This is a genomic window from Nonomuraea sp. NPDC050643 (assembly GCF_040654715.1).
Classification (GTDB): Bacteria; Actinomycetota; Actinomycetes; order Streptosporangiales; family Streptosporangiaceae; genus Nonomuraea.
In genome coordinates this window covers 157,130-181,001 of record NZ_JBFAIM010000017.1, presented here as the reverse complement: position 1 = coordinate 181,001, position 23,872 = coordinate 157,130, and the positions used below count along the sequence as shown (strand labels likewise).

At 72.3% G+C, this 23,872-nt stretch carries 18 protein-coding genes; 13 read left to right on the top strand and 5 right to left on the bottom strand.

The features are described from left to right. Position 1: 1 nt before the first annotated feature. On the bottom strand, positions 2–736 hold the full coding sequence (locus tag AB0I15_RS24430) for an FCD domain-containing protein (RefSeq protein WP_358099625.1): 735 nt from the start codon (positions 734–736) through the stop codon (positions 2–4). Between the two features lie 197 nt (positions 737–933). On the opposite strand from AB0I15_RS24430, the gene AB0I15_RS24425 reads away from it, so the two are divergent. The 3 genes from AB0I15_RS24425 to AB0I15_RS24415 all read left to right on the top strand — a co-directional run bounded on the left by AB0I15_RS24425 (position 934) and on the right by AB0I15_RS24415 (position 5,100). Beyond that, a complete protein-coding gene (locus AB0I15_RS24425; protein ID WP_358099622.1) occupies positions 934–3,096 on the top strand; it encodes a glycogen debranching N-terminal domain-containing protein in 2,163 nt (720 codons plus the stop codon). Next, positions 3,093–4,163, top strand: coding sequence for a glycosyltransferase family 4 protein (locus tag AB0I15_RS24420; protein ID WP_358099619.1), 1,071 nt, complete (start codon positions 3,093–3,095; stop codon positions 4,161–4,163). The genes AB0I15_RS24425 and AB0I15_RS24420 overlap by 4 nt, the downstream gene beginning before the upstream one ends. 106 nt (positions 4,164–4,269) lie before the next feature. After that, on the top strand, positions 4,270–5,100 hold the full coding sequence (locus tag AB0I15_RS24415) for a hypothetical protein (protein WP_358099616.1): 831 nt from the start codon (positions 4,270–4,272) through the stop codon (positions 5,098–5,100). A 118-nt stretch (positions 5,101–5,218) separates the two neighbouring features. On the opposite strand, the gene AB0I15_RS24410 is transcribed toward AB0I15_RS24415, so the two are convergent. Next, positions 5,219–8,053 (bottom strand): hypothetical protein, encoded by a 2,835-nt coding sequence (locus AB0I15_RS24410; RefSeq protein ID WP_358099613.1) that lies wholly within the window; start codon positions 8,051–8,053, stop codon positions 5,219–5,221. A gap of 358 nt (positions 8,054–8,411) precedes the next feature. On the opposite strand from AB0I15_RS24410, the gene AB0I15_RS24405 reads away from it, so the two are divergent. Both AB0I15_RS24405 and AB0I15_RS24400 read left to right on the top strand, forming a co-directional pair. Continuing rightward, positions 8,412–9,833 (top strand): pectinesterase family protein, encoded by a 1,422-nt coding sequence (locus AB0I15_RS24405; RefSeq protein WP_358099610.1) that lies wholly within the window; start codon positions 8,412–8,414, stop codon positions 9,831–9,833. 28 nt (positions 9,834–9,861) lie between these two features. Then, positions 9,862–11,307 (top strand): RICIN domain-containing protein, encoded by a 1,446-nt coding sequence (locus AB0I15_RS24400; RefSeq protein WP_358099607.1) that lies wholly within the window; start codon positions 9,862–9,864, stop codon positions 11,305–11,307. Positions 11,308–11,364: 57 nt separating this feature from the next. On the opposite strand, the gene AB0I15_RS24395 is transcribed toward AB0I15_RS24400, so the two are convergent. Beyond that, complete coding sequence (locus AB0I15_RS24395) at positions 11,365–12,765, bottom strand: MFS transporter (RefSeq protein WP_358099604.1); 1,401 nt, start codon at positions 12,763–12,765, stop codon at positions 11,365–11,367. A gap of 196 nt (positions 12,766–12,961) precedes the next feature. After that, positions 12,962–13,873, bottom strand: coding sequence for a LysR family transcriptional regulator (locus AB0I15_RS24390; RefSeq protein ID WP_358099601.1), 912 nt, complete (start codon positions 13,871–13,873; stop codon positions 12,962–12,964). Between the two features lie 223 nt (positions 13,874–14,096). Between AB0I15_RS24390 and AB0I15_RS24385 the strand changes: the two genes are divergently transcribed. The 6 genes from AB0I15_RS24385 to AB0I15_RS24360 are packed head-to-tail and all read left to right on the top strand — an operon-like array spanning position 14,097 to position 20,565. Then, positions 14,097–16,538: a CoA transferase gene (locus tag AB0I15_RS24385; RefSeq protein WP_358099598.1), complete on the top strand. Its 2,442-nt coding sequence runs from the start codon at positions 14,097–14,099 to the stop codon at positions 16,536–16,538. A 2-nt stretch (positions 16,539–16,540) separates the two neighbouring features. Next, a complete protein-coding gene (locus tag AB0I15_RS24380; RefSeq protein WP_358099596.1) occupies positions 16,541–17,329 on the top strand; it encodes a crotonase/enoyl-CoA hydratase family protein in 789 nt (262 codons plus the stop codon). Further along, entirely contained in the window at positions 17,326–18,483 is a 1,158-nt protein-coding gene (locus AB0I15_RS24375; protein ID WP_358099593.1) for a thiolase family protein, read from the top strand. Before AB0I15_RS24380 ends, AB0I15_RS24375 begins: the two co-directional genes overlap by 4 nt. Positions 18,484–18,493: 10 nt before the next feature. Further along, on the top strand, positions 18,494–18,877 hold the full coding sequence (locus tag AB0I15_RS24370; protein WP_358099590.1) for an OB-fold domain-containing protein: 384 nt from the start codon (positions 18,494–18,496) through the stop codon (positions 18,875–18,877). Positions 18,878–18,915: 38 nt separating this feature from the next. Continuing rightward, positions 18,916–19,821 (top strand): LysR family transcriptional regulator, encoded by a 906-nt coding sequence (locus AB0I15_RS24365; protein ID WP_358099587.1) that lies wholly within the window; start codon positions 18,916–18,918, stop codon positions 19,819–19,821. Between the two features lie 54 nt (positions 19,822–19,875). Continuing rightward, positions 19,876–20,565 (top strand): nucleoside/nucleotide kinase family protein, encoded by a 690-nt coding sequence (locus AB0I15_RS24360; RefSeq protein ID WP_358099584.1) that lies wholly within the window; start codon positions 19,876–19,878, stop codon positions 20,563–20,565. A 15-nt stretch (positions 20,566–20,580) separates the two neighbouring features. Here the strand turns inward: AB0I15_RS24360 and AB0I15_RS24355 are convergent, their stop codons facing one another. Beyond that, the gene (locus tag AB0I15_RS24355) at positions 20,581–21,531 is read right to left on the bottom strand and encodes a DUF523 and DUF1722 domain-containing protein (RefSeq protein WP_358099581.1); all 951 of its coding nucleotides are present in this window, start codon (positions 21,529–21,531) and stop codon (positions 20,581–20,583) included. Between the two features lie 127 nt (positions 21,532–21,658). Here AB0I15_RS24355 and AB0I15_RS24350 point away from each other — a divergent pair, with 127 nt between their 5' ends. Both AB0I15_RS24350 and AB0I15_RS24345 read left to right on the top strand, forming a co-directional pair. After that, positions 21,659–23,053: a S28 family serine protease gene (locus AB0I15_RS24350; RefSeq protein ID WP_358099578.1), complete on the top strand. Its 1,395-nt coding sequence runs from the start codon at positions 21,659–21,661 to the stop codon at positions 23,051–23,053. Positions 23,054–23,219: 166 nt separating this feature from the next. After that, positions 23,220–23,858 carry a DNA starvation/stationary phase protection protein gene (locus AB0I15_RS24345; protein ID WP_358099576.1) on the top strand — a complete coding sequence of 213 codons (639 nt, stop codon included), beginning with the start codon at positions 23,220–23,222 and terminating at the stop codon, positions 23,856–23,858. Positions 23,859–23,872: the final 14 nt, after the last annotated feature.

Sequence of the window (23,872 nt, the reverse complement as noted above, 5' to 3'; positions counted from 1 at the left end):
GTCATCGCTCCCATGCGGGGTCGGGCCCCAGCACCTCGACCCGCGACGCGCGGACGAGTGCCGTGGCCGCGCTCTCGGCCCCCGCCGGATCCGGCGCCGCGACGGCCCGGACGATGTCCGCGTGCCGCTCCAGCGAGGTGGCGGTGTCGTCGGTGAAGAACCGCCGGCGTTCGGAGTAGCGGGCGTGCAGGGTGGCGATGAGGGTCTGCCCGAGCTGGCTCAGGACCGCGTTGCCCGCCCCGTCGAGCAGCGCGCGGTGGAAGGCGGTGTCGGCCGAGGCGAACGCGGGGCGGTTGCGCCGCTCGTACGCCTCCCGCATCGTCGCGAGCCGCTCATCGAGCGTCTCGACCAGAGTGTCCTGGGCGCGGGTCGCGGCGATCCGCGCCGCGGCCGGCTCCAGGGCCTCGCGCAGCGTCAGCAGCTCCGCGAGCTGGATGTCGGCGTCGGGGCCGTCGGACCGCCACGCGATGACCTGGGGGTCGAGCAGCGCCCAGGACGCCTGGGGCTGAACGGTGGTGCCGACCTTGTGACGCGGCCTGACCATGCCGAGCACCTGGAGCGTGCGCAGCGCCTCGCGCACCACCGACCGGGACACCTCGTACTCGGCCTCGACGTGCTCGGGGGAGACCAGGCCCCCGACGGGCAGGTCGCCGTGGGCGATCCGCATGCCGAGCGCGTCCACGAGCCGGGCGTGCAGGCCGCCCGAGCGTGATCCCGGTGGTTCGAGGCTGATCATCGCTAACACCCTAAAAGTATGATTAAACATACGATACAGGCGAAGCGGGCGACAGCCCGGCCGCAAGTCCGTCGAGGCGATCACCTGGTCGTCGCGCCGCTGCCGACGGGAAAACGGACACAGTTCGTAACAGGGGCAAAGCGTTATGTATTCGGACATGGGGCAGGAGGGGGTGGGGGACAGCTAGGGGGCAGGTCATGAGCGGCTGGACGTTCGAGGGGCAACCAGGGGCGCTGGGGGACACGGTCACGCTGGTGGAGGGCGGCTCGTTCTGCCTGTGCCATCGTGACGGCGACATCGAGCCCGGCGGCTCGCTGGGCCTCTACCACGCCGACACCCGGCTGATATCGAAGTGGACGCTGCGGGTGGACGACCATCCCGTGGAGCCGCTCCAGACGATCTCCACCGCTCCCTACCACGCCACGTTCGTGGGCAAGGGACGAGCGCGGCCCGGCACGCCCGAGAGCACGCTGCTGGTCGTGCGCGAGCGCTATGTGGGCGGCGGGCTGCGCGAGGACCTGCTGCTGCGCAACATGTCCCAGGAGCCGGCCGGCTGCTCGGTGAGCGTCCACGTGGGGGCCGACCTGGCGGACCTGTTCGAGGTGAAGGCCGAGCGGGTCCATCCCGCCGCCGACGTCGAGATACGGCCGAACGACCACGGGCTGGAGGTGGTCTCGGCCTGCCGGGCCCGCGGCGCCAAGATCGTGGCCGAGCCGCCAGACCCGTGCATGGTGGCCACACCCGGACTGCTCACCTTCCACCCGGTCATCCCGCCGCGCGGCGAGTGGCGTACGACGCTCGTGGTCAACCCGATCATCGAGGGCGTGGAGAGCGCGGCGTGGTTCCCGGCGGAGCACTCCATCGAGCACGCCGAGCCCGCCCGCCGCCTGACTGCCTGGACCCGCGACAGCCCCGAGTTCAGCAGCTCCAACCTCGCCCTCGAGCAGATCATGCGCCGCTCCCGCGAGGACCTCGGCAGCCTGCGGCTCTTCGACCCCGACCATCCGGACGAGCCGCCGGCCATCGCCGCCGGCGCGCCCTGGTTCATGACGCTGTTCGGCCGCGACTCCCTGCTGACCTCCTGGATGACGCTGCCACTGGACCAGTCGCTGGCGCTCGGCACGCTGTTCCGGCTCGCCCGGCTGCAGGGCGTCAAGGTCGACCCCCTCTCCGAGGAGGAACCAGGCAAGATCATGCACGAGCTGCGCTTCGGCATCAGGAACGGCGACTCCCCGTACGGCGGCAGGGCCTACTACGGCTCGGTGGACGCGACCCCGCTGTTCGTCATGCTGCTCGGCGAACTGCGCCGCTGGGGCCTGTACGCCAAGGCCGTCGAGGAGCTCCTGCCGCACGCCGACGCCGCCCTGAACTGGATCGAGGAGTACGGCGGAAGCGACGGCTTCCTCTGGTACCGGCGCAAGACCGACCGCGGACTGGTCAACCAGGGCTGGAAGGACTCCTTCGACGGCGTCAACTTCCGCGACGGCACCATCGCCCGCCCGCCCATCGCGCTGGCCGAGGTCCAGGGATACGTCTACGCCGCCTACCTCGCCCGCGCCCACCTCGCCCACGAGAGGGGCGACGACGAGACCGAGCGGCGCTGCGTACGGCGGGCCCAGGCGCTGAGGAAGGCGTTCAACGAGCGCTTCTGGCTGCCCGACCTCGGCTACTACGCGATGGGCCTCGACGGGCAGGGGCGGCCCATCGACGGCCTCGGCTCCAACATGGGCCACTGCCTGTGGAGCGGCATCATCGAGGAGGACAAGGCGGACCAGGTGGCGGCCCACCTGCTGTCGCCCGAGATGTTCACCGGCTTCGGAATGCGCACGCTGGCCTCGTCCATGGGGGCCTACAACCCGATGAGCTACCACAACGGCTCGGTCTGGCCGCACGACAACGCCATCGTGGCCGCCGGCCTGATGAGGTACGGCTACGTCGAGGAGTGCCAGCGGGTCGTCATCGCGCTCCTGGAGGCGGGGGAGGCGTTCGGCGGGCGGCTGCCCGAGCTGTTCTGCGGGTTCGACAGGAACGAGTTCCCGCAGCCGATCCCGTACCCGACCTCGTGCTCGCCGCAGGCGTGGGCCGCCGCCGCGCCCATCCATCTGATGCGGACGCTGCTGCGGCTGGATCCCTGGGTACCGTACGGGCAGCTCTGGCTCGCCCCGGCCCTGCCGCCGGGGTTCGGCGAGCTGGAGATCAGCGACATGCCCGTCGCGGGCGGCCGGATCACGGTCGGCGTACGCGACGACGGCCGCACGCCCGTGGTGTCGCCCATGCCGGACGGCATCGAGCTGCATACCGAGCCGCGCCCGCCCTCCAGCGGCATCAGCGACCGCACCGACGGGCTGGCCGCGTCATGATGCCCGCGAGCGAGCAGAACCGGCCGCTGCACATCGCCATGATCGCGCCGCCCTGGCTGGACGTGCCGCCCCGAGGGTACGGAGGCATCGAGGAGGTGGTCGCCGGCCTGGTCAACGGGCTGGCCGAGCGCGGTCACGAGGTGACCCTGATCGGCGCGGGACACACCACGCTCCCGGCCCGGTTCCTGTGCACATATCCGAATCCGCCCTCCGGCCGGATCGGCGACCCCCTGCCGGACCTGCTGCACGCCGCCCGCGCCCTGCGCATGCTCGCCGACCTGGACGCCGACATCGTGCACGATCACTCCCTGGCCGGCCCGCTGACCGCGAGGGGGCGCGGCGTGCCCACCGTGGTCACCTGCCACGCCGCCTCGCACGGGGAACTCGGCGCCTGCTACCGCGAACTCGGCGAGGACATCTCGCTGGTGGCGATCTCGAACGCCCAGCGCGAGCGCGCGCCCGACCTGAACTGGGTCGCCACCGTCCACAACGCGCTCGACGTCGACTCCTTCCCCTTCCGCGAGGACAAGGAGGACTGGGTGCTGTGGCTCGGCAGGTTCAACCCCTGCAAGGGACCCCACCTGGCCATCGACGCCGCCCGCGCCGCCGGCCACCACATCGTCCTGGCCGGGAAGCTGTCCGAGCCGCCGGAGCACGCCTGCTTCGAGGAGTACGTCCGGCCCAAGCTCGGCTCCGACGCCACGTACGTCGGCGAGGCCGACGCCGAGCTCAAGCGCGAACTGCTCGCCGCCGCCCGCTGCCTCGTGTTCCCCATCCAGTGGGAGGAGCCGTTCGGCATGGTCATGATCGAGGCGATGGCCTGCGGCACGCCCGTCGTCGCCTTCGGCCGGGGCGCGGTGCCGGAGATCGTCGTCGACGGCCGTACGGGGTTCGTCGTGCGGACGGCCGCGGAACTGCCCGCCGCGATCGAGGCCGCGGGACGGCTCGACCCGGCCGCCTGCCGGGAGCGCGTGGAGCGGCACTTCAGCCTGGGGGCGATGACGGCGGCGTACGAGGAGGTGTACCGGAGGGTGCTGGCGACGCCGGGGGAGCATGTGCTCGACTGAGCGCGGCGCAATGCCCGCCGGCACAGCCGGACTGTGGCCTTCTACGTACTAGGGGTCCCGGCGGCCTGCCGTACTGGAGTCTCACGACTTCAGGAAGGCGGAGAGCATGCGAAAGTTCTTGGCCGTCGCGGCGTCGGTCGTGGCCGTGGTGGGACTACAGGCGGTGTTCGCGCTGCCGTCCCACGCGGACACGCTGGTCAGCGCGACGTTCGGCAACCTCAACGTGTCGGCGGCACCGGGACGGGCGAACAACATCACCATCAGCGAGAACGCGGCCGGGCAGGTGGTGATCACCGACTCCGCGGACGTCGTCCGCGCGAGCGGCAGGGACTGCGCCACGTTCGGCAGCGAGGTCCGGTGCGACGGCGTCTTCCTCGTCCGCGTGTTCGCGGGCGACCTCAATGACACCGTCACCAACACCACCGTCTCCATCAGCAGCCACCAGCACGGTGACGCGGGCGTCGACACGCTCAACGGCGGCGGCGGGACCGACCAGTTCTTCCCCGGCGTGGGCAACGACATCGTGAGCGGGAACGGGGGCAACGACATCTACAACGCCGACCTCCCGATCGACGGCGCCGACGACTTCTCCGGCGGTCCCGGGATCGACACCGCCGCCTACAACAACCGTACGGACCCGCTGACGATCACGCTCAACGACGTGGCGAACGACGGGTTCACCGGCGAAGGGGACAACCTGCGGGCGGACGTGGAGAACGTGTTCGCCGGATTCGGCTCCGACACCGTCACCGGCAACAGCCAGCCGAACGAGTTCAGAGCCGGCCAGGGCACCGACGTCCTGAACGGCCAGGGCGGCGGCGACCTCCTGAGCGCCGTGGACGGCGTGGCCGGCAACGACACGCTCAACGGCGGCGCGGGCACCGACCGCTGCCTGTCCGACGCGGGCGACACCGAGAACGCCTGCGAACTCAACTGAACCCTCGCCCTCGACCAGGGCTCGCCCTCGGCCGAGACACACCTTCGATCGAGGCGGGACCCCGACCGAGGTGAGACCTCGGCTGAGGTTCGGCTGAGGCTTGGCTGAGGTCGGTGGCTCAAGGAGCGGCGGCCGGCACGGGGGTCGCCGCGACGGCGGTGAGCCGGGCGTGCAGGCGGCGGGCCTGGCGGACCAGCTCGGAGCCGCGGGCCCGCCCCGCCACCTCGGCCACCACCGCCAGCTCGCCCCGCGCGTCCACCCATTCGGCGACCTCGGCCGCGAAGCTCATCAGCCGCGTGTGCGCGCTCGTCGCCCGCTCCCCGGGCCCGGGCAGGTAGGCGGGCAGCAGGCCGGTCATCACCTGCCACACCTCCCGGTGCGCGCCCCGCTCGGCCGCCTCCCTGAGCACGGCGACGGCGACGGACGGGCCCTCCTCACCTCTCCTGAGCCGCTCGGCCAGTCGCCTGCCCACCTCCGCGCCCGGCAGGTCACCGGCGGCGGCCAGGCGCAGGAAAGAGCGCAGGGCGCCGCCGTCGGGGTCGCCGAGCAGGAAGTGGGCCAGCAGCAGCGCCAGCCCCGGTCCGCCGGGCCCGTCGGCGAGGGCGAGGAGTTCGAGGTCGTCCGACGAGGGCCTGCTGGACGGCCCGTACGTCATCAGCGTGAAGGCCGATCGAGCGGCCACCAGCTCCCGATGCCCGGCGAACACGGGCAGCAGGAGCCGGCAGATCTCCTCGCGCGTCCGCGGCACCAGGAAGTCGCCGATCACCTCGGCGTATTCGGGCCCGCTCACGAACTCCGACCTGAGGTAGGCTCCGCGGTCGCCGCCCTCCCAGCGCAGCACCACCTCCGGATCGGCGGGCCGGTCGGTGAGCCACCGGCACACCGTGCGCCCCGCCTGCCCGGTCAGGCGCGCCGCCCGCGCGGCCACCTCCGGGGCGACCTTGCGGGACAGCCGCAGCAGCGCCTGCCGCAGGTCCAGCGGCAGCGCGGTCACGCCGTCGCGTTCGTAGCCCTCCAGCCGCTCGACCAGCGCCTCCGCGTCCAGCAGGCCGTTGTCGCGGGTGGGCGTGGCCAGCAGGTAGGGAGGCATCCGGCGGTCGAGCTGCGCCTGGTAGACCTCGGCGAAGCGGGCCAGCGGCATGATCTTCCAGGCGCCGTCCTGCGTCATCTCGGGGACGCGCCGTGGCGGGTTGACCTCGCCGTCCCGCACGATCCCGCGCTCGGTGCCCGGCTCGGTCAGCTCTCTGGCCATGGCGCGAGCCCATTCGGCGGTGCCCCACCAGGGATGGCTCAGGTAGTCGTGATCCTGGCCGCGGGCGGCGATCGGGGCCAGCTCGGCGAGCAACTCGTCGCGGTCGCCGCCGGCCACCAGCCGGACGAAGCCGTCGAGCCACTGCTCCGACTCCCGCCACTCGAATTCGGCGAGCCTGAGGCGGGCCAGCGCCCTGGCCTGGCTGATCAGCGGCATCGGCGCGGGCTCGGGCGCGGCGGGCAACGGGCCGGGGACGAAACGGACCGGCTCCGGCGCGGGCACCGCCTCCCCGCCGAACACCCCGGCCAGCTCGGTGCCGTCGCCGGGAGGCAGCATCGCCACGGTCTCCCTGATCGTCTCGGCCCCCAGCGGGCTGAAGCGCCTGGCGTGCCTGATCGTCAGCCTCACCGCCCGCTGCCGGGCCTCGGCCGACTCGCAGAGCAGCGCGGCGGCCAGCGCGGGCGCGTAGGCGTCGACGTCGCAACCGGGGGCCTTGAGCATGCGGTCGAGCAGGGCCAGCCCGGCGCGTACGAGCCTGCCCTCACCGCGGTAGAGCAGGCCCTCGACGGCCTCCGCCGGGGGCGTGAGCTTCAGCGCGCGCACCTGCCGCAGCGCCAGGTCGGCGACGTTGGCCGGGCCGTGCGCGAGCAGGGCCATGTAGTCGCCGGCATGCGGCGTGACCTCCTCGGGGGCCGGGTCGAGCAGGTCGTGCAGGCGTACGAAGAAGCGCAGGTCGGCGGCCTGGCCGCCGCGCAGGAACCGGGTGCGGCAGCCGTCGAGCAGGGCCGCCCGCCGTACGCGCCCCTTGGCGGCCAGCTTGCCGAGCGTGGCGGGCAGGCCCCGGTCGTCGCGCAGCAGCCGGCCGGCCCCCTCCGCCTCGAACAGCCGCGGCAGCATGACGTCCAGCAAGGGATCGCCGGCCAGGTCGCCGAGAGGGGTGGCGACCACCCACGCGAGGGTGAGCGGGTCGTGCTCGGGCGGCTCGGCCCCGGTCGCGCGCAGCAGCTCCAGCGCCAGCCGCGCCCGCCGGTCGCCCGTCCGGGGGCGGGCGCCGCGCAGCCGCAGCGCCAGGCGCACGGCGAGGTCCTGCTGCCAGGCGACGGGTCGCGCCGCGACGACCTCGAGGATGGCCGGGACGTCGTCGGCGTGGCGCGGCGTCCAGGAGCGCTCGAGATCGCGCTTGTTGAGCCAGGCCACGACGGCCGCGGCGCCCGCGATGGCACCGGCTCCCGCCACGCGCATCGGCTCCATCCAGAGGCTCCCCAGGGGCGAATGCTGGTTCAGCAGCGTGATGGCCTCCGGCAGTTCGTAGACGGAGCGGTCGAGCTCCTTGGCCCTGAGCGCGAGCTCGTGCCATCGGGCATGGTTCCGCTCCGTGAGCTCCTGGTCGCGGCGGGCCCCGGCCTGCTGGGCGATCGGCAGGTATCCGGGTAACTCGCGCGCCACCTCGCGGCGTTGAGCGTCGTCGTAACCGATCATCAGGGTCGCGACGGCGGCGACGTCTTCGGCGTCGATGGCGGCGCGGATGGCGTCCCAGGCGCTCGTGGTGCCGGTCGTGGTGCCGGTCGTGGTGGCGGTCGTGGTGGCGGTCGTGGTGGCGGTCGTGGTGGCGGTCGTGGTGGCGGTCGTGGTGGCGGTCGTGGTGGCGGTCGTGGTGGCGGTCGTGGCGGCGGTCGTGGCGGCGGTCGTGGCGGCGGTCATGGCGGCGACAGTAGGGGAGGGCACCGACAAACGCGCCTCCGCCGGCGGCGACGTGCGTCGGGGTGGCATTTAGGGGCTCCTGACTGAGGGGTTGCACGAAACGGTGCGTCAGCACGAACGCGTCGTCAACGGTGTGAGAACCCCTGGAAACAGCCTGAGCAGGAACGATTTCCACAATCTCGAAATTTTCGCGGGGCCGCCCGCGACGGAGCCTCATAGGGGTCGTGCCGGCCGGGCACCACGCTGGTGTGAAAGTTTCAGAGGCGACCTCAGGTTTTCCGCCGCATTTAGTTTCTTGGGTTGACATATATAGGGCGCGTGCCTCTTTCTCAGTGGCGACGAGGAAGGAGGGCGCGAAATGTTCGTGCGCAAACTCGCGGGCGCCGCCATGCTCGCGGCCACGGCGACCGTCCTGATGGTGCCGTCGGCCGCCCGGGCGGACACCCCGGTGGCGGGCGGTGTCTATCAGCTCAAGGTGGCCAGGAGTGGTATGTGTCTGGACGTGGTGGGCGGCTCGGTGGACAACGGTGCGCTGATGCAGCAGTGGGGCTGTTCGGGGGCTTCCTGGCAGCAGTTCTCGCTCGTGTCGGCCGGGTCGGGGATCTACACGGTGCGGAACGTGAACAGCGGGCGGTGTCTCGACGTGCCGAACGGGGCGGCGACCTCTGGGTTGCGGTTGCAGCAGTGGGGTTGTGGTGACGGGACCAAGGTGAACCAGCACTGGCGGTTCGTGGCCTCGGGCAGCGGCACCTACCAGGTGGTCAATGTGGCCAGCGGGTTGTGCCTGAGCGATGAGGGCGCCTCGACCAGCTCGGGGGCCGCGATCATCCAGGAGACCTGCACGGCCAACACCAACAAGCAGTGGCTGTTCGCGCCCTTGTCGTCGAGCGGCAGGCCCACGGTGGCGGCGGACGGCAGCGGCACGTACCGGACGGTTCAGGCGGCCGTCGACGCCGTGCCGGCCGGGAACGCGAGCCGGGTCACGATCACCATCGCGCCGGGGACGTACCGGGAGATCGTCCGGGTGCCCTCGACCAAACCCCACGTCACGTTCCAAGGTCTCGGATCTTCGGCGGCGCAGACTGTTATCGTTAACAACCACCACGCGGGCGAGTACGGGACGTCCGGCAGCGCGACCATGTTCGTCGACGGCCATGACTTCGTCGCCACCAACCTGACGATCTCCAACGACTTCAACGAGGACCCGAACCTCACCGGCCACCAGGCGGTCGCCCTCAACCTGAACGCCGACCGGGCCCGGCTGACCAATGTGCGCCTGCTCGGCGACCAGGACACGTTCCTGGTCAACAACGCGGCACGGGCGTACGTGTCGAACTCGTACGTCGAGGGCACCGTCGACTTCATCTTCGGCGGCGGCACCATCGTCCTCGACAACTGCGACATCTACGAGAAGCGCAGCACCGGCGGCCCGATCACGGCCGCGAGCACCGACGCCGCCAAGACGTACGGCTTCCTGTTCTACCGGTCCAGGATCTCCGGAGCCGCCTCGGCCGGCACCACCACCCTGGGCCGCCCGTGGCGTCCCGACGCCCAGGTGCTCTACCGCGAGTCCACGCTGGGCTCGGTGATCAACACCTCACAGCCGTGGACCGACATGTCCGCCAACTCCTGGAGGAACGCCCGCTTCCTCGAGTACCGCAACACCGGCGCGGGCGCCGGGACCAACTCCAACCGGCCGCAGCTCGGCGACGCCCAGGCCGCCACCTACACCCCGCAGCGCTATCTCGCCGGGTCCGACGGCTGGAACCCCATTGGCTGACCCCTTCCGGAGGATGACCATGCGTGTCTTGAACGTCCGCGCTCGCGCGGCTCTCGTCGTCGCCGCCGTCCTGGCCGCGCTCGGGCTCGTGTCCGCGCCCGTCCGGGCGGACACCCCGGTGGCGGGCGGTGTCTATCAGCTCAAGGTGGCCAGGAGTGGTATGTGCCTGGACGTGGTGGGCGGCTCGGTGGACAACGGCGCGTTGATGCAGCAGTGGGGCTGTTCGGGGGCTTCCTGGCAGCAGTTCTCGCTCGTGTCGGCCGGGTCGGGGATCTACACGGTGCGGAACGTGAACAGCGGGCGGTGTCTCGACGTGCCGAACGGGGCGGCGACCTCTGGGTTGCGGTTGCAGCAGTGGGGTTGTGGTGATGGCACCAAGGTGAACCAGCACTGGCGGTTCGTGGCCTCGGGCAGCGGCACCTACCAGGTGGTCAATGTGGCCAGCGGGTTGTGCCTGAGCGATGAGGGCGCCTCGACCAGCTCGGGGGCCGCGATCATCCAGGAGACCTGCACGGCCAACACCAACAAGCAGTGGCTGTTCTCCGCGCCGGGCAGCGGCGGCGGGCGCACCTGGCCGGACACCGCCGACGGGTTCGCCGCCACCAGCGGCAGCGGCCTGTCCACCACCACCGGCGGCGCGGCCGGCCCCACGGTCACCGTGACCACCTACGCCGACCTGGTCAGGTACGCCACCGCCGCCACCCCCTACGTCATCAAGGTCAACGGCACGATCACCGTCACGCCGTACGGCACCGAGATCAGGGTCGCCTCCAACAAGACGATCGTCGGCGTCGGCACGAGGGGGCACATCGTCAACGGCGGCTTCTTCCTCGCCGCCGGCGTGAGCAACGTCATCATCCGCAACCTGACCATCCGCGACACCCGCATGGCCGACGACGACCCCGGCGACGACGCCTACGACTACGACGGCATCCAGATGGACACCGCCCACCACGTCTGGATCGACCACAACGCGATCATGCGCATGAACGACGGCCTGATCGACAGCCGCAAGGACACCAGCCACCTCACCGTGTCCTGGAACGTCCTGGCCGAGAACAACAAGTCGTTCGGCATCGGCTGGACCGAGAACGTCACGGCCCGGATGACGATCCACCACAACTGGATCCGCGACAACAATTCCCGCAACCCGAGCACCGACAACGTCGCCTACGCCCACCTGTACAACAACTACCTGCAGAACGTCACCGGCTACGGCAACTACTCGCGCGGCGCCACGAAGATGGTGATCGAGAACAGCTACTACCAGAACGTCAAGGACCCCTACTACCGCGACGACGCCGCCCAGCTCCGCCAGAGCGGCAGCATCTGCACCGGCTGCACCGGGCAGCAGGAGACGGGCGGCTCGGCGTTCACCCCGGGCTCGTTCTACTCCTACGCACTCGACCCGGCCGCCGACGTGCCGTCCCTGCTGCGGACGTACGCGGGACCGCAGGCCGGCATCGGAGCCTGACCCGCCAGGAAGGGAGGGCCGCCCGTGTCCCCCGGGCGGCCCTCCCCAAGGCCGGGCTCAGGCGGCGATGTCCGTCAGCGCGCGATCCCGGGTGCGTACGCCGAGGCGGATGATGCCGGCGGCGACCACGAGCAGGGCCACCATCACGAACGAGGCCGGCCGCGCCCCGAACGAGGTCAGGATCGGCAGCACCACGAACGGCGTGACCGCGCCGCCCAGATGCCCGACCCCGTCCGCGATGGCCGAGGCGGTGCCCCGCGCCCGGGTCGGGAACACCTCGGCGGTGTAGGTGTAGGCCGGGGTGGCCATGAAGGCGATGCCGAACGAGCTGAACAGGGCGCCCGCGGTGGCCGCCGCCTCGCCCAGGTTCAGGGTGATGAGCAGCAGGGACGCCGCGAACACCAGCGTGCCGATGACGACCATGGTCCGCCGTTCCATGCGCTCCACCAGCAGCACGGCCGCGACGACGGAGATCAGCGGCATGACCCGGCTCAGGACGGTGACCAGGATCGCGTCCGAGGTGGAGATGCCGATGCCCTCGAGGATGAGCGGAAGGTAGCTCGCGTAGCCGTACATCGCGATGTAGAAGATGAACCAGAAGCCGAGCACGATGAGCATGCGGTTCAGGTACGGCGCCCTGAACAGGGCACGGGCGGGCACCGACGCCTCAGGCGCGTCCGGCGGCGCGGCGGTGCGCGCGGCGGCCGGCACGGCACCGCCCTCCGGCAGGCCGACACGAGACTCCATCTCGCGCACGATCCGGTCCGCCTCCTGCCCGCGTCCCCTGGTGACGAGCCAGCGCGGCGACTCCACCAGCGCGTGCCTGCCCACCAGCGGCAGCACCAGGAGCACCAGACCGCCGAAGCCCAGGAGATAGCGCCAGCCGTCGGAGGAGGCGGCGAGGACCGGCAGCGACGCGAACCCCACCACCAGGAGCAGCACCGTGCCCACCAGGTAGAGGCGCGACAGGTAGCCGCCGCGCTGGTTCTTCGGCGCCAACTCGCCGATGTAGGCCGAGCACAGCGCCAGCACCGCCCCCATGCCGCAGCCGGTCAGGAAGCGGAAGAAGGTCAGCGACCACACGTCCCAGGAGAACGCGGTGAGCAGCCCGCCGAGGCCGAGGGCCAGGATCGTCAGCGCGAGCCCGCGCTGCCGGCCGTGCCGGTCGGCGACGTGCCCGAACGCGTAGGCGCCGATGCAGTAGCCCACGAGGTTCCAGGTGACCGGGTAGCCCAGCTCGGCGCCGGTCAGCCCGAACGCGTCCCGCATGGACGGCAGGGTGATCGTCAGGACGGAGATGTCGTAGTTGGCGAAGAAGAAGCAGAGCATGAGGGCGGTCCAGGCCGCGTTGCTGAGCCCGACCTTCGGCATCGCGTCGATGCGGGCGTCGACGTCGTGGCCTGCGGCCGGCGGGACGGCGCCGTCGGGGATGGGCGAGTCGACCGGTGTCGAGGACATCGCGGCCTCCTTCGAGTTCGGTGGGAACGGCATGAGCCGGAGGCGCACGTGTGCCGGATCCGGGGCATGAGGGGCGGGCGGCTGTGACGGAGCTCACGGGCGGTGATGTGTCTGGAACGGTAAACAGCCGCCGACGCCGGTGACCATCGCGGTTTGGCGCACGTGCACATGCGCGAAAACGCAATGTGCGGGCCCGTCAGAGGGTCAGGGTGCCGGCCGCCCACTCCTGGCGTACGGCCTGGATCAGCCCCCGGACGACCTCGTCCTGCCCGGCCCGGGAGCGGCACCAGGCCACACCGAGCAGGAACTCCAGATCGTCGCGCAGCGGGACGACGGCGAAGGCCGGATCGTCGAAGACCCGCGCGCTGCCGCCGTTGCGCGGGTCGAGCGTCAGGGTGAGGCCGTGGCTGAGGCGGACGTGGCTGGCCAGCATGACCGCGTCGTGGCCCGGCATCTCGTGGAACGAGGTGATCCCGGCGTCCCTCAGCCGCCGGTGCAGCCGGTTCATCGCCAGGGGCTGGGGCGAGGGCGGGCCGACGGTCAGCGTGCGGTGCGTGAGATCCCGCAACCGCAGCTCGGAGGCCGTGGCCAGGGGGTCGTCGGCCCGCATCGCCGCGGAGAAGCGGTAGCGGGCCACCACGAGGGCGTCGAGATCGGAGCGGTCCAACGGCAGATGGACGAGGGCGGCGTCGAGCTCGCCGCGCTCCAGGGCCGGCAGCAGCTCGGCCGACGGCGCCATCGTCGCCGCGATCTGGTGGGCGGGGAACCTCTCCTCGGCGACCAGCAGGAAGCGGTCCATCACGGCCGGCGGGCACAGGTGGGTCCCGCCCACGCGCACCACGCGGGTGCCGGACGCCTCGTCGAGCGCCTCCTTCAGGCCGTCGAGCTGCCGCAGGATGTCGCGTACCCGGCCGACCAGGGCGGTGCCGCCGGCGGTGAGCTCCACCTGGTGGTAGCGGCGTACGAACAGCTCGGCCCCGAGCTCCCGCTCGAGCTCCCGGACGGCGCGGCTGACCGGTGACGGGGTCAGGTGAAGCCGCTCCGCGGCCCGCCCGAAGTGGAGCTCCTCGGCCACCGCGAGGAAACACCGGAGCTGCTGTACGTCCATGAGCGGGAGTCTGGGACGGCCGGTCACCCCGCGTCAACAGGCACGTTGCGGATCCGGACGCGTGCCACGTTGCCGTATCGGACGTTTGCAGACCGGAATCCGCGTGACATCGTCAGGAAATCCGCCGGCCGCGTCCGGCGGCGCCGCCCAGGACAGGTCGTCTGCCGGCGTCCTTCACACAGCCCTTTCCTCCAGCCCTTTCCTACAGTGGGGTGATCTCGCCATGCCCGCACCCGGGGACCTCCCCCTCACCGGCCTGCGCGTCATCGATCTGGCCGACGGCAAGGCCGAGATGTGCGGCCGGTTCCTGGCCGACCTCGGAGCCGACGTCATCCGCGTCGAGCCTCCGGGCGGCGCGCCGACACGGCGGCGGGAGCCGGTCCACGACGGCGTCAGCCTGTACTTCGCCACGCACAACGCCAACAAGCGCGGCATCACCCTGGACCTGCGCGATCCGGCCGGCCGTGACCGGCTCCTCGGCCTGGCCGCCGGTGCCGACCTCCTCATCGAGACCGAGCGGCCCGGCGTCATGGCGGCGCTCGGCCTCGGCGCGGACGCGCTCCTGGCGGCCAATCCGGCGCTCGTCGTCGTCTCGATCACCGACTTCGGGCAGACGGGCCCCTACCGGGACTGGGCCGGCACCGACTGGACGCACCTGGCGCTCGGCGGGGTGCTGTCGCGGTCGGGCATTCCCGGGCGCGCGCCGGTGCTGCCGCCCGGGCCGCTCGCGTACGAGTCGGCGGCCGTCCAGGCGGCGTACGCGGGCCTGCTGGCCTACCTGAACCGGCTCGACACCGGGCTCGGCGACCACGTCGACTGCTCCGTGCACGAGCTGACCGCCCAGGCCCTGGACCCCGGGTTCGGCATCGGCGGCTCGGCGACCGGCGGCGTGCCGGCCACCGACCTGCCGCGCGGCCGGCCCCACGCGGGCAACCTGTATCCGATCTTCCCATGCGCCGACGGGCACGTACGGATCTGCGTGCTGGCCAGGCGGCAGTGGCGGGGCATGTTCGGCTGGCTGGGCGAGCCCGAGGAGTTCGCCGACTCCGCCTACGACACCCTGGCCGGCCGCTACGGCGCGTCCGACCGGCTGCACGCCCTGATCGGCGAGCTGTTCAGGCACCGCACCCGGGACGAGCTCGTGGCCCAGGGACAGGAGCGCGGGGTCCCCATCGCGGCGCTCCTCGAGCCGGGCGACGTGCTGGCCGGCCCGCACTTCGCCGCCCGCGAGGGCCTGGTCGACGCCGAGATCGCCCCCGGGCTGACCGGCCGCCTGCCGTCCGGGTACGTCGAGGTGGACGGCGCGCGGGCCGGAATCCGCCACCGCGCCCCCGAGGTGGGCGAGCACGACGCCGAGGTGTCCGCCGAGCAGGCCCGCGCGCGGGCCGCCGCGCCGAAGCCGAGCCCGGCAGCGGTGCCGGCCCCCGTGCCGGAGCCGGGCCCCCGCCGGCCGCTGGAAGGGCTGCGCGTGCTGGACCTGGGCGTCATCGTCGTCGGCGCCGAGCTGGGGAGGCTGCTGGCGGACCAGGGCGCCGAGGTCATCAAGATCGAGAGCCGGGCGTACCCGGACGGCAGCCGCCAGTCGCTGGGCGGCGAGGTCATCACCGCCGGCTTCGCCTGGGGCCACCGCAACAAGCTCAGCGCCGGGATCGACCTCCGCTCGCCCGAAGGACTGGAGCTCTTCAAACGCCTGGCCGCGGACTGCGACGTCATCCTGTCCAACTTCAAGCCCGGCACGCTGGAGTCCCTGGGCCTGGGCCACGACGTCATCGGCGCGCTGAACCCGCGCGTCGTCATGGCCGACAGCAGCGCGCTCGGCTCGACGGGCCCGTGGAGCCGGCGCATGGGATACGGCCCCCTCGTCCGCGCCTCCACGGGGCTGACCGGGCTCTGGCGTGACACCGGCGTCGAGGACGGGTTCTGCGACGCCATCACGATCTATCCCGACCACGTCGCCGCCCGCGTCGGGGCCGTCGCCGTGCTGTCCGCACTGATCGCTCGGCGGCGTACCGGCAGGGGCGGCACCGTCAGCGTCTCCCAGGCCGAGACGATCCTGACCCAGCTCTCCACGAGCCTGCTGCGCGAGTCGCTGGAGCCCGGCACGTTCACCGCCCACGGCAACAGCGGCGAGTGGGACGCGCCCCAAGGGGTCTACCCGTGCGCGGGCGACGACGAGTGGTGCGTGGTGGACGTCCAGGACGACGCGCAGTGGCGGAGCCTGTGCGCGGTCATCGGCCGCGCCGACCTGCTCGCCGACCCCCGGCTGGCCACCGCCGCGGGCCGCCGCGAGCACCGCGCGCTCGTGGACGCCGCCGTGACCGCGTGGACGACGCTCACGCCGCCACGCGCGTGCATGGAGCGGCTGCAGGCGGCCGGCGTGCCCGCCGGGATGATGCGGCGCGTCATCGAGTACCTCGACGACCCCCAGCTCACCGCCCGGGGATTCCTGCGCGAGATGCGTCATCCGCACATCGGGCACCCGCTGCGCACCGAGAACGGCCCGGCGGCCTTCCGCCGGATCGCCGAGCCCGAGCTGCGCCCGGCCCCGCTGGCGGGGGAGCACACCCGGGTGGTGGCGGCCAGGCTGCTCGGCCTGGCCGAGATCGAGACCCAGGCGCTCATCGACAGGGGCGTGCTGGAGGAGACGACGATGGAGAGGAACTGACCATGGGTGAGCCTGCCGCGCTCGTCGAGCGCCGCGACCACATCATGCTGATCACCTTGAACCGGCCCGAGGCGCGCAACGCGGTGAACGCCGCGCTCACCAGGGCCGTCGGACAGGCCCTGGACGAGGCCGACGCGGACGCCTCCGTCCGCGCCGTGGTGCTGACCGGGGCGGGCGACAAGGCGTTCTGCGCCGGAGCCGACCTCAAGGAGGTGGCCCGCGGGGAGTTCACCACCGAAGGGGTCGAACCGCACTGGGGCTTCGCCGGCTGCGTGACGCATCCCATCGCCAAGCCGGTGATCGCGGCCGTCAACGGGTTCGCGCTCGGCGGCGGCACCGAGATCGCCCTGTGGGCCGACCTGGTGGTGGCCGCGGAGAGCGCCGCGTTCGGGCTGCCGGAGGTGAAGCGCGGCATCATCGCGGGCGCGGGCGGCGCGTTCCGGCTGGCCGCGCACCTGCCCACCAAGGTGGCGATGGAGCTGCTCCTGACCGGGGAGCCGGTGAGCGCCGCCGACGCGCTGCGGATCGGGCTGGTCAACCGGGTCGTGCCGCGGGCCGAGCTGCTGACCACCGCGTTCGCCCTGGCCGAGGTGATCAGCGCGAACGCGCCTCTGTCCGTGCAGGCCAGCAAGCGGATCGCGCGCGGCATCGCCGGCGGCTCGATCCCCTCGGAACAGGCCGCCTGGGAGCGGACCGCCGCCGAGACGGCCGCCATCATGCGCTCCGCCGACGCCAAGGAAGGTCCGCGCGCCTTCGCCGAGAAGCGCGCCCCCGTCTGGGAGGGCCGATGAACGCCGTCATCGCCGGTCTCGGCATCACGGAGATGGGCAAGGTCTACGGCCGCACCGCCGCCGAGTTCGCCGCCGACGCGGTGCGGCGGGCCGTCGCCGACGCCGGGCTGGAGCCGTACGACGTGGACGGGCTGCTGACCAACGCCGGCATCAGCGGCGACGTCGGCCTGAGCCTCCAGCGCGACCTCGGGCTGCGCCACCTGCGGCTGCTGTCGGAGGTGCAGGCGTACGGCTCGTCGGCGGGGGCCATGGTCCAGTACGCCGCCATGGCCGTCTCCTCCGGCATGGCCGACGTCGTGGCCTGCGTCTTCGCCGACGCCCCCCTCAAGGACAGGAGCACGGGCGGCGGCGCCGCCTACGCGGGCGCGGGCGGCCCACCGGCCGGCTGGCAGGGACTGGCCGCCGCCTCGGGCATCTCCAGCGCCAACACCATGTACGCCCTGGCCGCCCGCAGGCACATGCGCACGTACGGCACCACGAGCGAGCAACTCGGCCACATCGCCGTCGCCCAGCGCGCATGGGCGGTCAGGAACCCCCTGGCCCAGATGCGCGACCCCATCACGCTTGAGGACCACCAGAACTCCCGGTGGATCGCCGAGCCCTTCCACCTGCTCGACTGCTGCCTGGTCAGCAACGGCGGCGTCGCCGTCCTGGTGACCTCCGCCGAGCGGGCCGCCGACCTGGCCCAGCCCGCCGTGCACATCCGCGGCTGGGGACAGGCCCACCCCGGGTACGTCATGGGCAGGGACAGCGAGTACGGCCTGGTCAGCGGCGCCGCCCTGTCGGGCCCCACGGCGCTGAAGATGGCCGGGATCACGATCGCCGACATCGACGTCGCCGAGCTGTACGACTGCTACACCTACACCGCGCTCATCTCCCTGGAGGACTACGGCTTCTGCCCCAAGGGCGAGGGCGGTCCCTTCGCCGCCAGCGGCGTGCTCGGGCCGGAGGGCGGCCTGGCGGTCAACACCGGGGGCGGCCAGCTCTCCGCGTACTACATGTGGGGCATGACCCCGTTGTCGGAGGCCGTCATCCAGGCCCGCGGCCAGGGCGGGGACCGGCAGGCGCCGCGCAACGACATGGTGCTGGTCAGCGGCAACGGCGGCGTGCTCGACCACCACTCCACCCTCATCCTCAGCCCGCACGCGCGATAGGAGCATGCCGATGCCCGTGGGAATCGTTCACCGCGACGCGGCCACCGCCGAGTTCTTCGACGGCACCGAGCGCGGTGAGCTGCTGATCCGGCGCTGCGACGCGTGCGGCCGGCACGCCGCGCCCCAGACGCGCACCTGCCCTGACTGCTGCGCGCCCGATCCGTCCTGGACGCCCGCCGCCGGGACGGGGCGGGTGGAGAGCTGGTCCGTCGTCCACGCCAAGGGCGCGCCGCTTGTCGTGGTCGCGATCGTCGAGCTCGACGAGGGGCCGTGGGTGCAGGCCCGGCTCACCGAGATCGCGCCCGAGGACGTGCGCGGCGGGCTGCCGGTGCGGGTCGCGTTCGAGCGGCCCGAGGGAGGCGAGGCGGTCCCGGTGTTCCGCCCGGTCGCCTGAACGACGGGTGAGGCCGCGCCGCCGTTACGCTGAGCGGCATGGACATCCAGCAACTGCGGTATTTCGTCGCGGTGGCCGAGGAGCTGCATTTCGGCCGCGCCGCCGAGCGGTTGCACGTGACGTCCTCACCGCTCAGCCGCCGGATCAGGGAGCTGGAGAAGGAGCTGGGCGGAGACCTGTTCGACCGCCGCTACCACGAGGTCGGGCTGACCGCCTTCGGGCTCGCCTTCCTGGAGCCCGCCCGTGACGTCTTGACCAGGTTCGACGCGCTGGCGGACGTGGCGGCGGGCCCGGCCTCCGCCCCCACGTCCGTGCGGGTGGGCGCCACCCCGCTCGCCCCCACCCAGGTGCTGGACGAGGTGCTCGACACGTTCGCCCAGGTGAGCCCCGGGATCGAGCTGCCGCTCACCCTGGAGCCGTCGGCGGGGCTGCTCGCCCTGCTCGGAGCGCGCAAGCTCGACCTCGCCGTCGTCCACCTGCCCGTGGACGACCCCGACCTGCGCAGCCTGGCCCTGGCCGAATACCGCTTCGCCGTCGTCATGCGCGCCGACGACCCGCTCGCCGGCCGGCCCCGGCTCACGCTCCCGGAGATCGCCGACCGGCAGATGCTGCTCACCTCGCCCAAGGTGCACCCGCTGGTGATGAAAGGGCTGCGCGAGCACCTGCGCGCCGGCGGCGTCACCCGGATCCGGGAGCTGCCGCACAACGACGTGGTCCAGATCGCGGCGCACATCACCCACTCGCGCGCCCTGTCGTTGTTCACCCCCAGCACCTTCGCCGGGCGCATCCTCGGCGAGATCGGCCTCGTCCTGGTGCCGCTGGACGACCCCGACCTCCATTTCCGGCTCGGCGTCGTGTGGCCCGCGAGCGCGCGCGGCGGCCCGATCGCGAAGGTCGTCGCCGCCCTGCGCGAGCGCCGCGGCGACGCGCTCACCCTCCTCTGACGGCCTCGGAAAGGACCACATGTTCGTGCACGCCGACGGCCGGGGCGCCGTCCGATGAGCGGTGCGGCGGAGCGCCGGGCGATGGCGCCGCACACCGGAGCGTGGCTGACCGACCGCGTCCGTGATCTGGCCGCCTCCGGGGAGCGGGTGCTGATCGGCATCGCCGGCTGCCCGGGCGCGGGCAAGTCGACGCTGGCCGGGTGGCTGGCCGACCGGCTGACCGCGTCGGGGCTGCCCGCCGTCTGGGTGCCGATGGACGGCTTCCACCTGGCCGACGTCGCGCTCGAGGGCCTCGGACGGCTGGGCCGCAAGGGCGCCATGGACACCTTCGACGCCCACGGCTACCTGGCCCTGCTGCGCCGCGTCCGTTCCGAGACCGGCAACGTCGTCTACGCCCCGTCCTTCGACCGCGAGATCGAGCAGCCGATCGCCGGCGCCATCGCGGTGCCGCCGCTCGCGCGGGTCGTGGTCAGCGAGGGCAACTACCTGCTCGCAGGTGACGGCGCCTGGCCGCAGGTGCGCGCGGCCATGACCGAGGTCTGGTACGCCGACCTGGACGACCGCGTCCGCCTGGAGCGCCTGGTCCGGCGGCACGTCCACTTCGGCAAGTCCCCGGGCCACGCCACCCGCTGGGTCGCCGAGGTCGACGAGCCCAACGCCGCCCTCATCCGCGCCACCCGCGACCGCGCCGACCTGCGGATCGACCTCGGCGCACTCGGCCTGCCGGCCCCCGCGTCGCCCTGACCCCGCCGGGCCGTCTCACGCGGTCACGTGGTTGCGCAGGGCGAGCTGCTCCGGATACGGCGCGAAATACGTCTGCCCCTCCACGTACGTGGCCGCCTCGCCCCGGGCGTGGTGGCGCAGCAGCGTCAGCGGCACGCTGAGCGGCACCTCGCGCCGCTGGTAGGCGGCGATGACCCCGGCCAGGTCGGCCCGGCGGGCCGGGTCGAGCAGGTCGCTCACCATGCCGAGGCAGTGGTGCAGCACGTTGACGTTGCGGCCGACCGAGACCTTGGCGGCCATCGCCGCGCGGAACGCGGCGCAGTAGGCGTCGATCAGCTCGGTCGGGTCGAGGATGCCCGCCCGCGCCACCAGCCGGCCCAGCTCGCGGAAGCCCTCGGGGGAGTGCGCCAGCAACTGCATCTTGTGCCGCGAGTGGAAGGTCACCAGGTCGCGGGGCCGCCATGGCTCCCGGGTGAAGGCCCGCAGCCGCGCGTGGGCGAAGACCCGCTCGGTGAACGCCTCGCGCAGGACGGCGTCGTTCAGCCGGCCCTCGTCCTCGACGGGCAGCAGCGGATGCGCCTCGATCACGGCGCCGGCGAACAGGCCGCGGTTGTTCCGGCTCACGGCGCAGTCCCCGGCGTAGAGAGGGATGCCGTGGATGCCGCAGCTCGGGCTCTTGGCCTTGAACACGTATCCGTCGACGTCCAGGGACGCGGCCCGGTGGGCGGCCAGCGCCGTCATCGCGGAGGTGAGGTCCTGGCGCGTGCGGCGGGTCATGAGCCGCGGGCCGTCATCCGAGCGTTCCAGGCGCAGCGACTCGCGCGGCGTCCCGAGGCCGATCTCCACCTCGGGGCAGATCGTCACCCAGTCCACGAAAGGCGCCAGCGCGTCGGTGAGAAACCGGGCCCGGCTGTGGTTGCCGTTGTGCCGGACCGGTTCACCGAGCAGGCAGCTCGACGTCCCCAGCCGGGGGCGGCCATAGTCCATGATTACCTCGCCCCCTTCCCCTACCCGCGGATCACGGGAAGGGCGCGAGGCTCCGGGTAACCTGTTCGGCCGGGAATGATCGGTATAGCGTCGGGCGATACGACCCCCCGCCAAGGAGACGCAAACCGTGCGATCCCGGTTCCTGGCCGCGCTGGCGGCCTCGATGGCCGTCGCGACGGCCCTCACCCTCTGCACATCCCCCGCCGCCGCCCGGACGGCTCCGCAGGACGACCTGCTCGACCGGCTCAAGGCCGTCCCCGGCCTGACCGTCGTGTCGGAGACCCAGCCGACCGGCTACCGGTTCTTCAACCTCACCTACACGCAGCCGGTCGACCACAGGAGGCCCGGCAAGGGGACCTTCCAGCAACGGCTCACCCTGCTGCACCGCTCCGCCGACTCGCCCGTCGTCCTCTTCACGGGCGGGTACGGGCTGCCCGTGAACCCCGGCCCCTCGCGTACGGAGCCGACGCAGTTGCTCGACGGCAACCAGGTCTCCGTCGAGCACCGCTTCTTCCGCTCCTCACGCCCGTCCTCGGCCGACTGGGACGACCTGACCATCTGGCAGGAGGCCACGGACGAGCACCGCATCGTGCGGGCGCTCAAGACGATCTACTCGGGCAGGTGGATCCAGACCGGCGCGAGCAAGGGCGGCATGACCTCCGTCTACCACCGGCGCTTCTACCCCGGCGACGTGGACGGGGTGGTCGCCTATGTCGCCCCCAACGACCGGGTCAACCCCCTGGACCGCGAGTACGACACGTTCTTCGCCCGCGTCGGCGACGCCGCCTGCCGTACCGCGCTGGAGAACGTGCAGCGTGAGGCACTCAAGCGGCGGGACCGGATGGTCGCGCTCCTGGAGCAGGACGCCGCGCGCAACGGCTACACCTTCACCAGGACGCTCGGCACCGCGGACCGGTCGTTCGAGCTGACGATCCTCGACACGGCATGGGCGTTCTGGCAGTACCTGTCCGCCGCCGACTGCGCCTCGGTGCCCCCGGCGACCGCCACGGACGCCGAACTGTACGCCTGGATCGACAACGTCACCTTCTTCGGCTTCTACACCGACCAGGGCCTCGACTACTACCTGCCGTACTACTACCAGGCGGGCACCCAGCTCGGGTGGGCCTCCCTGTCGTTCCGGCACCTGCGCGGCCTGACCCGCTACCGCGGCCTCTACGAGCCCAACGGGCTGCTCCCCGCCGAGCTCCGCTCCCGGCACGACCCGCGGCCGATGCTCGACGTGGACCACTGGGTCCGTACCAGGTCGGAGCGGATGCTGTTCGTCTACGGCGAGAACGACCCGTGGAGCGCCGAGCGGTTCACCCCGAGCCGGCGCGACTCGTTCCTGTACGTCGCGCCCGGCTCCAACCACGGCGCGAGCATCTCCCGGCTGGCGGAGGCCGATCGCGCCGCGGCCACCGACACGCTGCGCCGCTGGGCGGAGGTGTCACCCGCCAGGCGGATGCCGGAGGCGGCCGAGCTGCCGCACGACGACATGCTTCCCGGCCGCCGCCCCCGCTGACCTCGCCTGATCGCCCCGATCAGCCGTTCGGGGCGATCAGCGAGCGGCTCCGGCCGAACGCCCAAAGGTGACCTTCACAACCTTTGCCAGGCTCTGGGCTCGGCCGGGCGATGCGCGGGCAGGTCCGAGGGCGGAATGTCCGGATGAAGCGCACCAGGAGTAGACCGTGGCCGTGAAAGGCAACGCGAAAGCGTCGAAGAAGTCGAGCAGCCAGCCGTGGCTGCATGTGGACGGGACCGAGATCCAGGAGTTCGGCACCGTGCGTAAGTGGCCGCTGGGTCTGTCCGACGAGGCCAGGACCTACTCCTGCGAACGCCTCAACCTGATCCTGGCCGACACCCAGATCCTGTACGCGCTGTACAAGAAGCACCACTGGCTCATGCGCGGCCCCACCTTCTACCAGCTCCACCTGCTGCTCGACAAGCACGCGTCGGAGCAGCTCACGCTGGTGGACGAGATGGCCGAGCGCATCCAGACGCTGGGCGGCATCGCGGTCGGCGACCCCCGGCACGTGGCCGAGATCACCTCCGTGCCGCGCCCGCCCAACGGCGCCGAAGAGGTCCCGGCGATGCTGTCCCGGCTGATCGAGGCGCACGAGACCATCCTCATCCGCTCTCGTGAGGTGGCCGGCCGCGCCGCCGACCTGGGCGACGACGGCACCAACGACCTGCTGGTCTCCAACGTGATCCGGACGGGCGAGCTGCAGGTCTGGTTCCTGGTCGAGCACCTGGTGGACACCCCGCTCGTCGAGACCTCCGGCAACGGCCACGCGCGGGCCCGCCGCGCCCGCCGTACCTCGAAGTGACCGCCGCCCCTTGA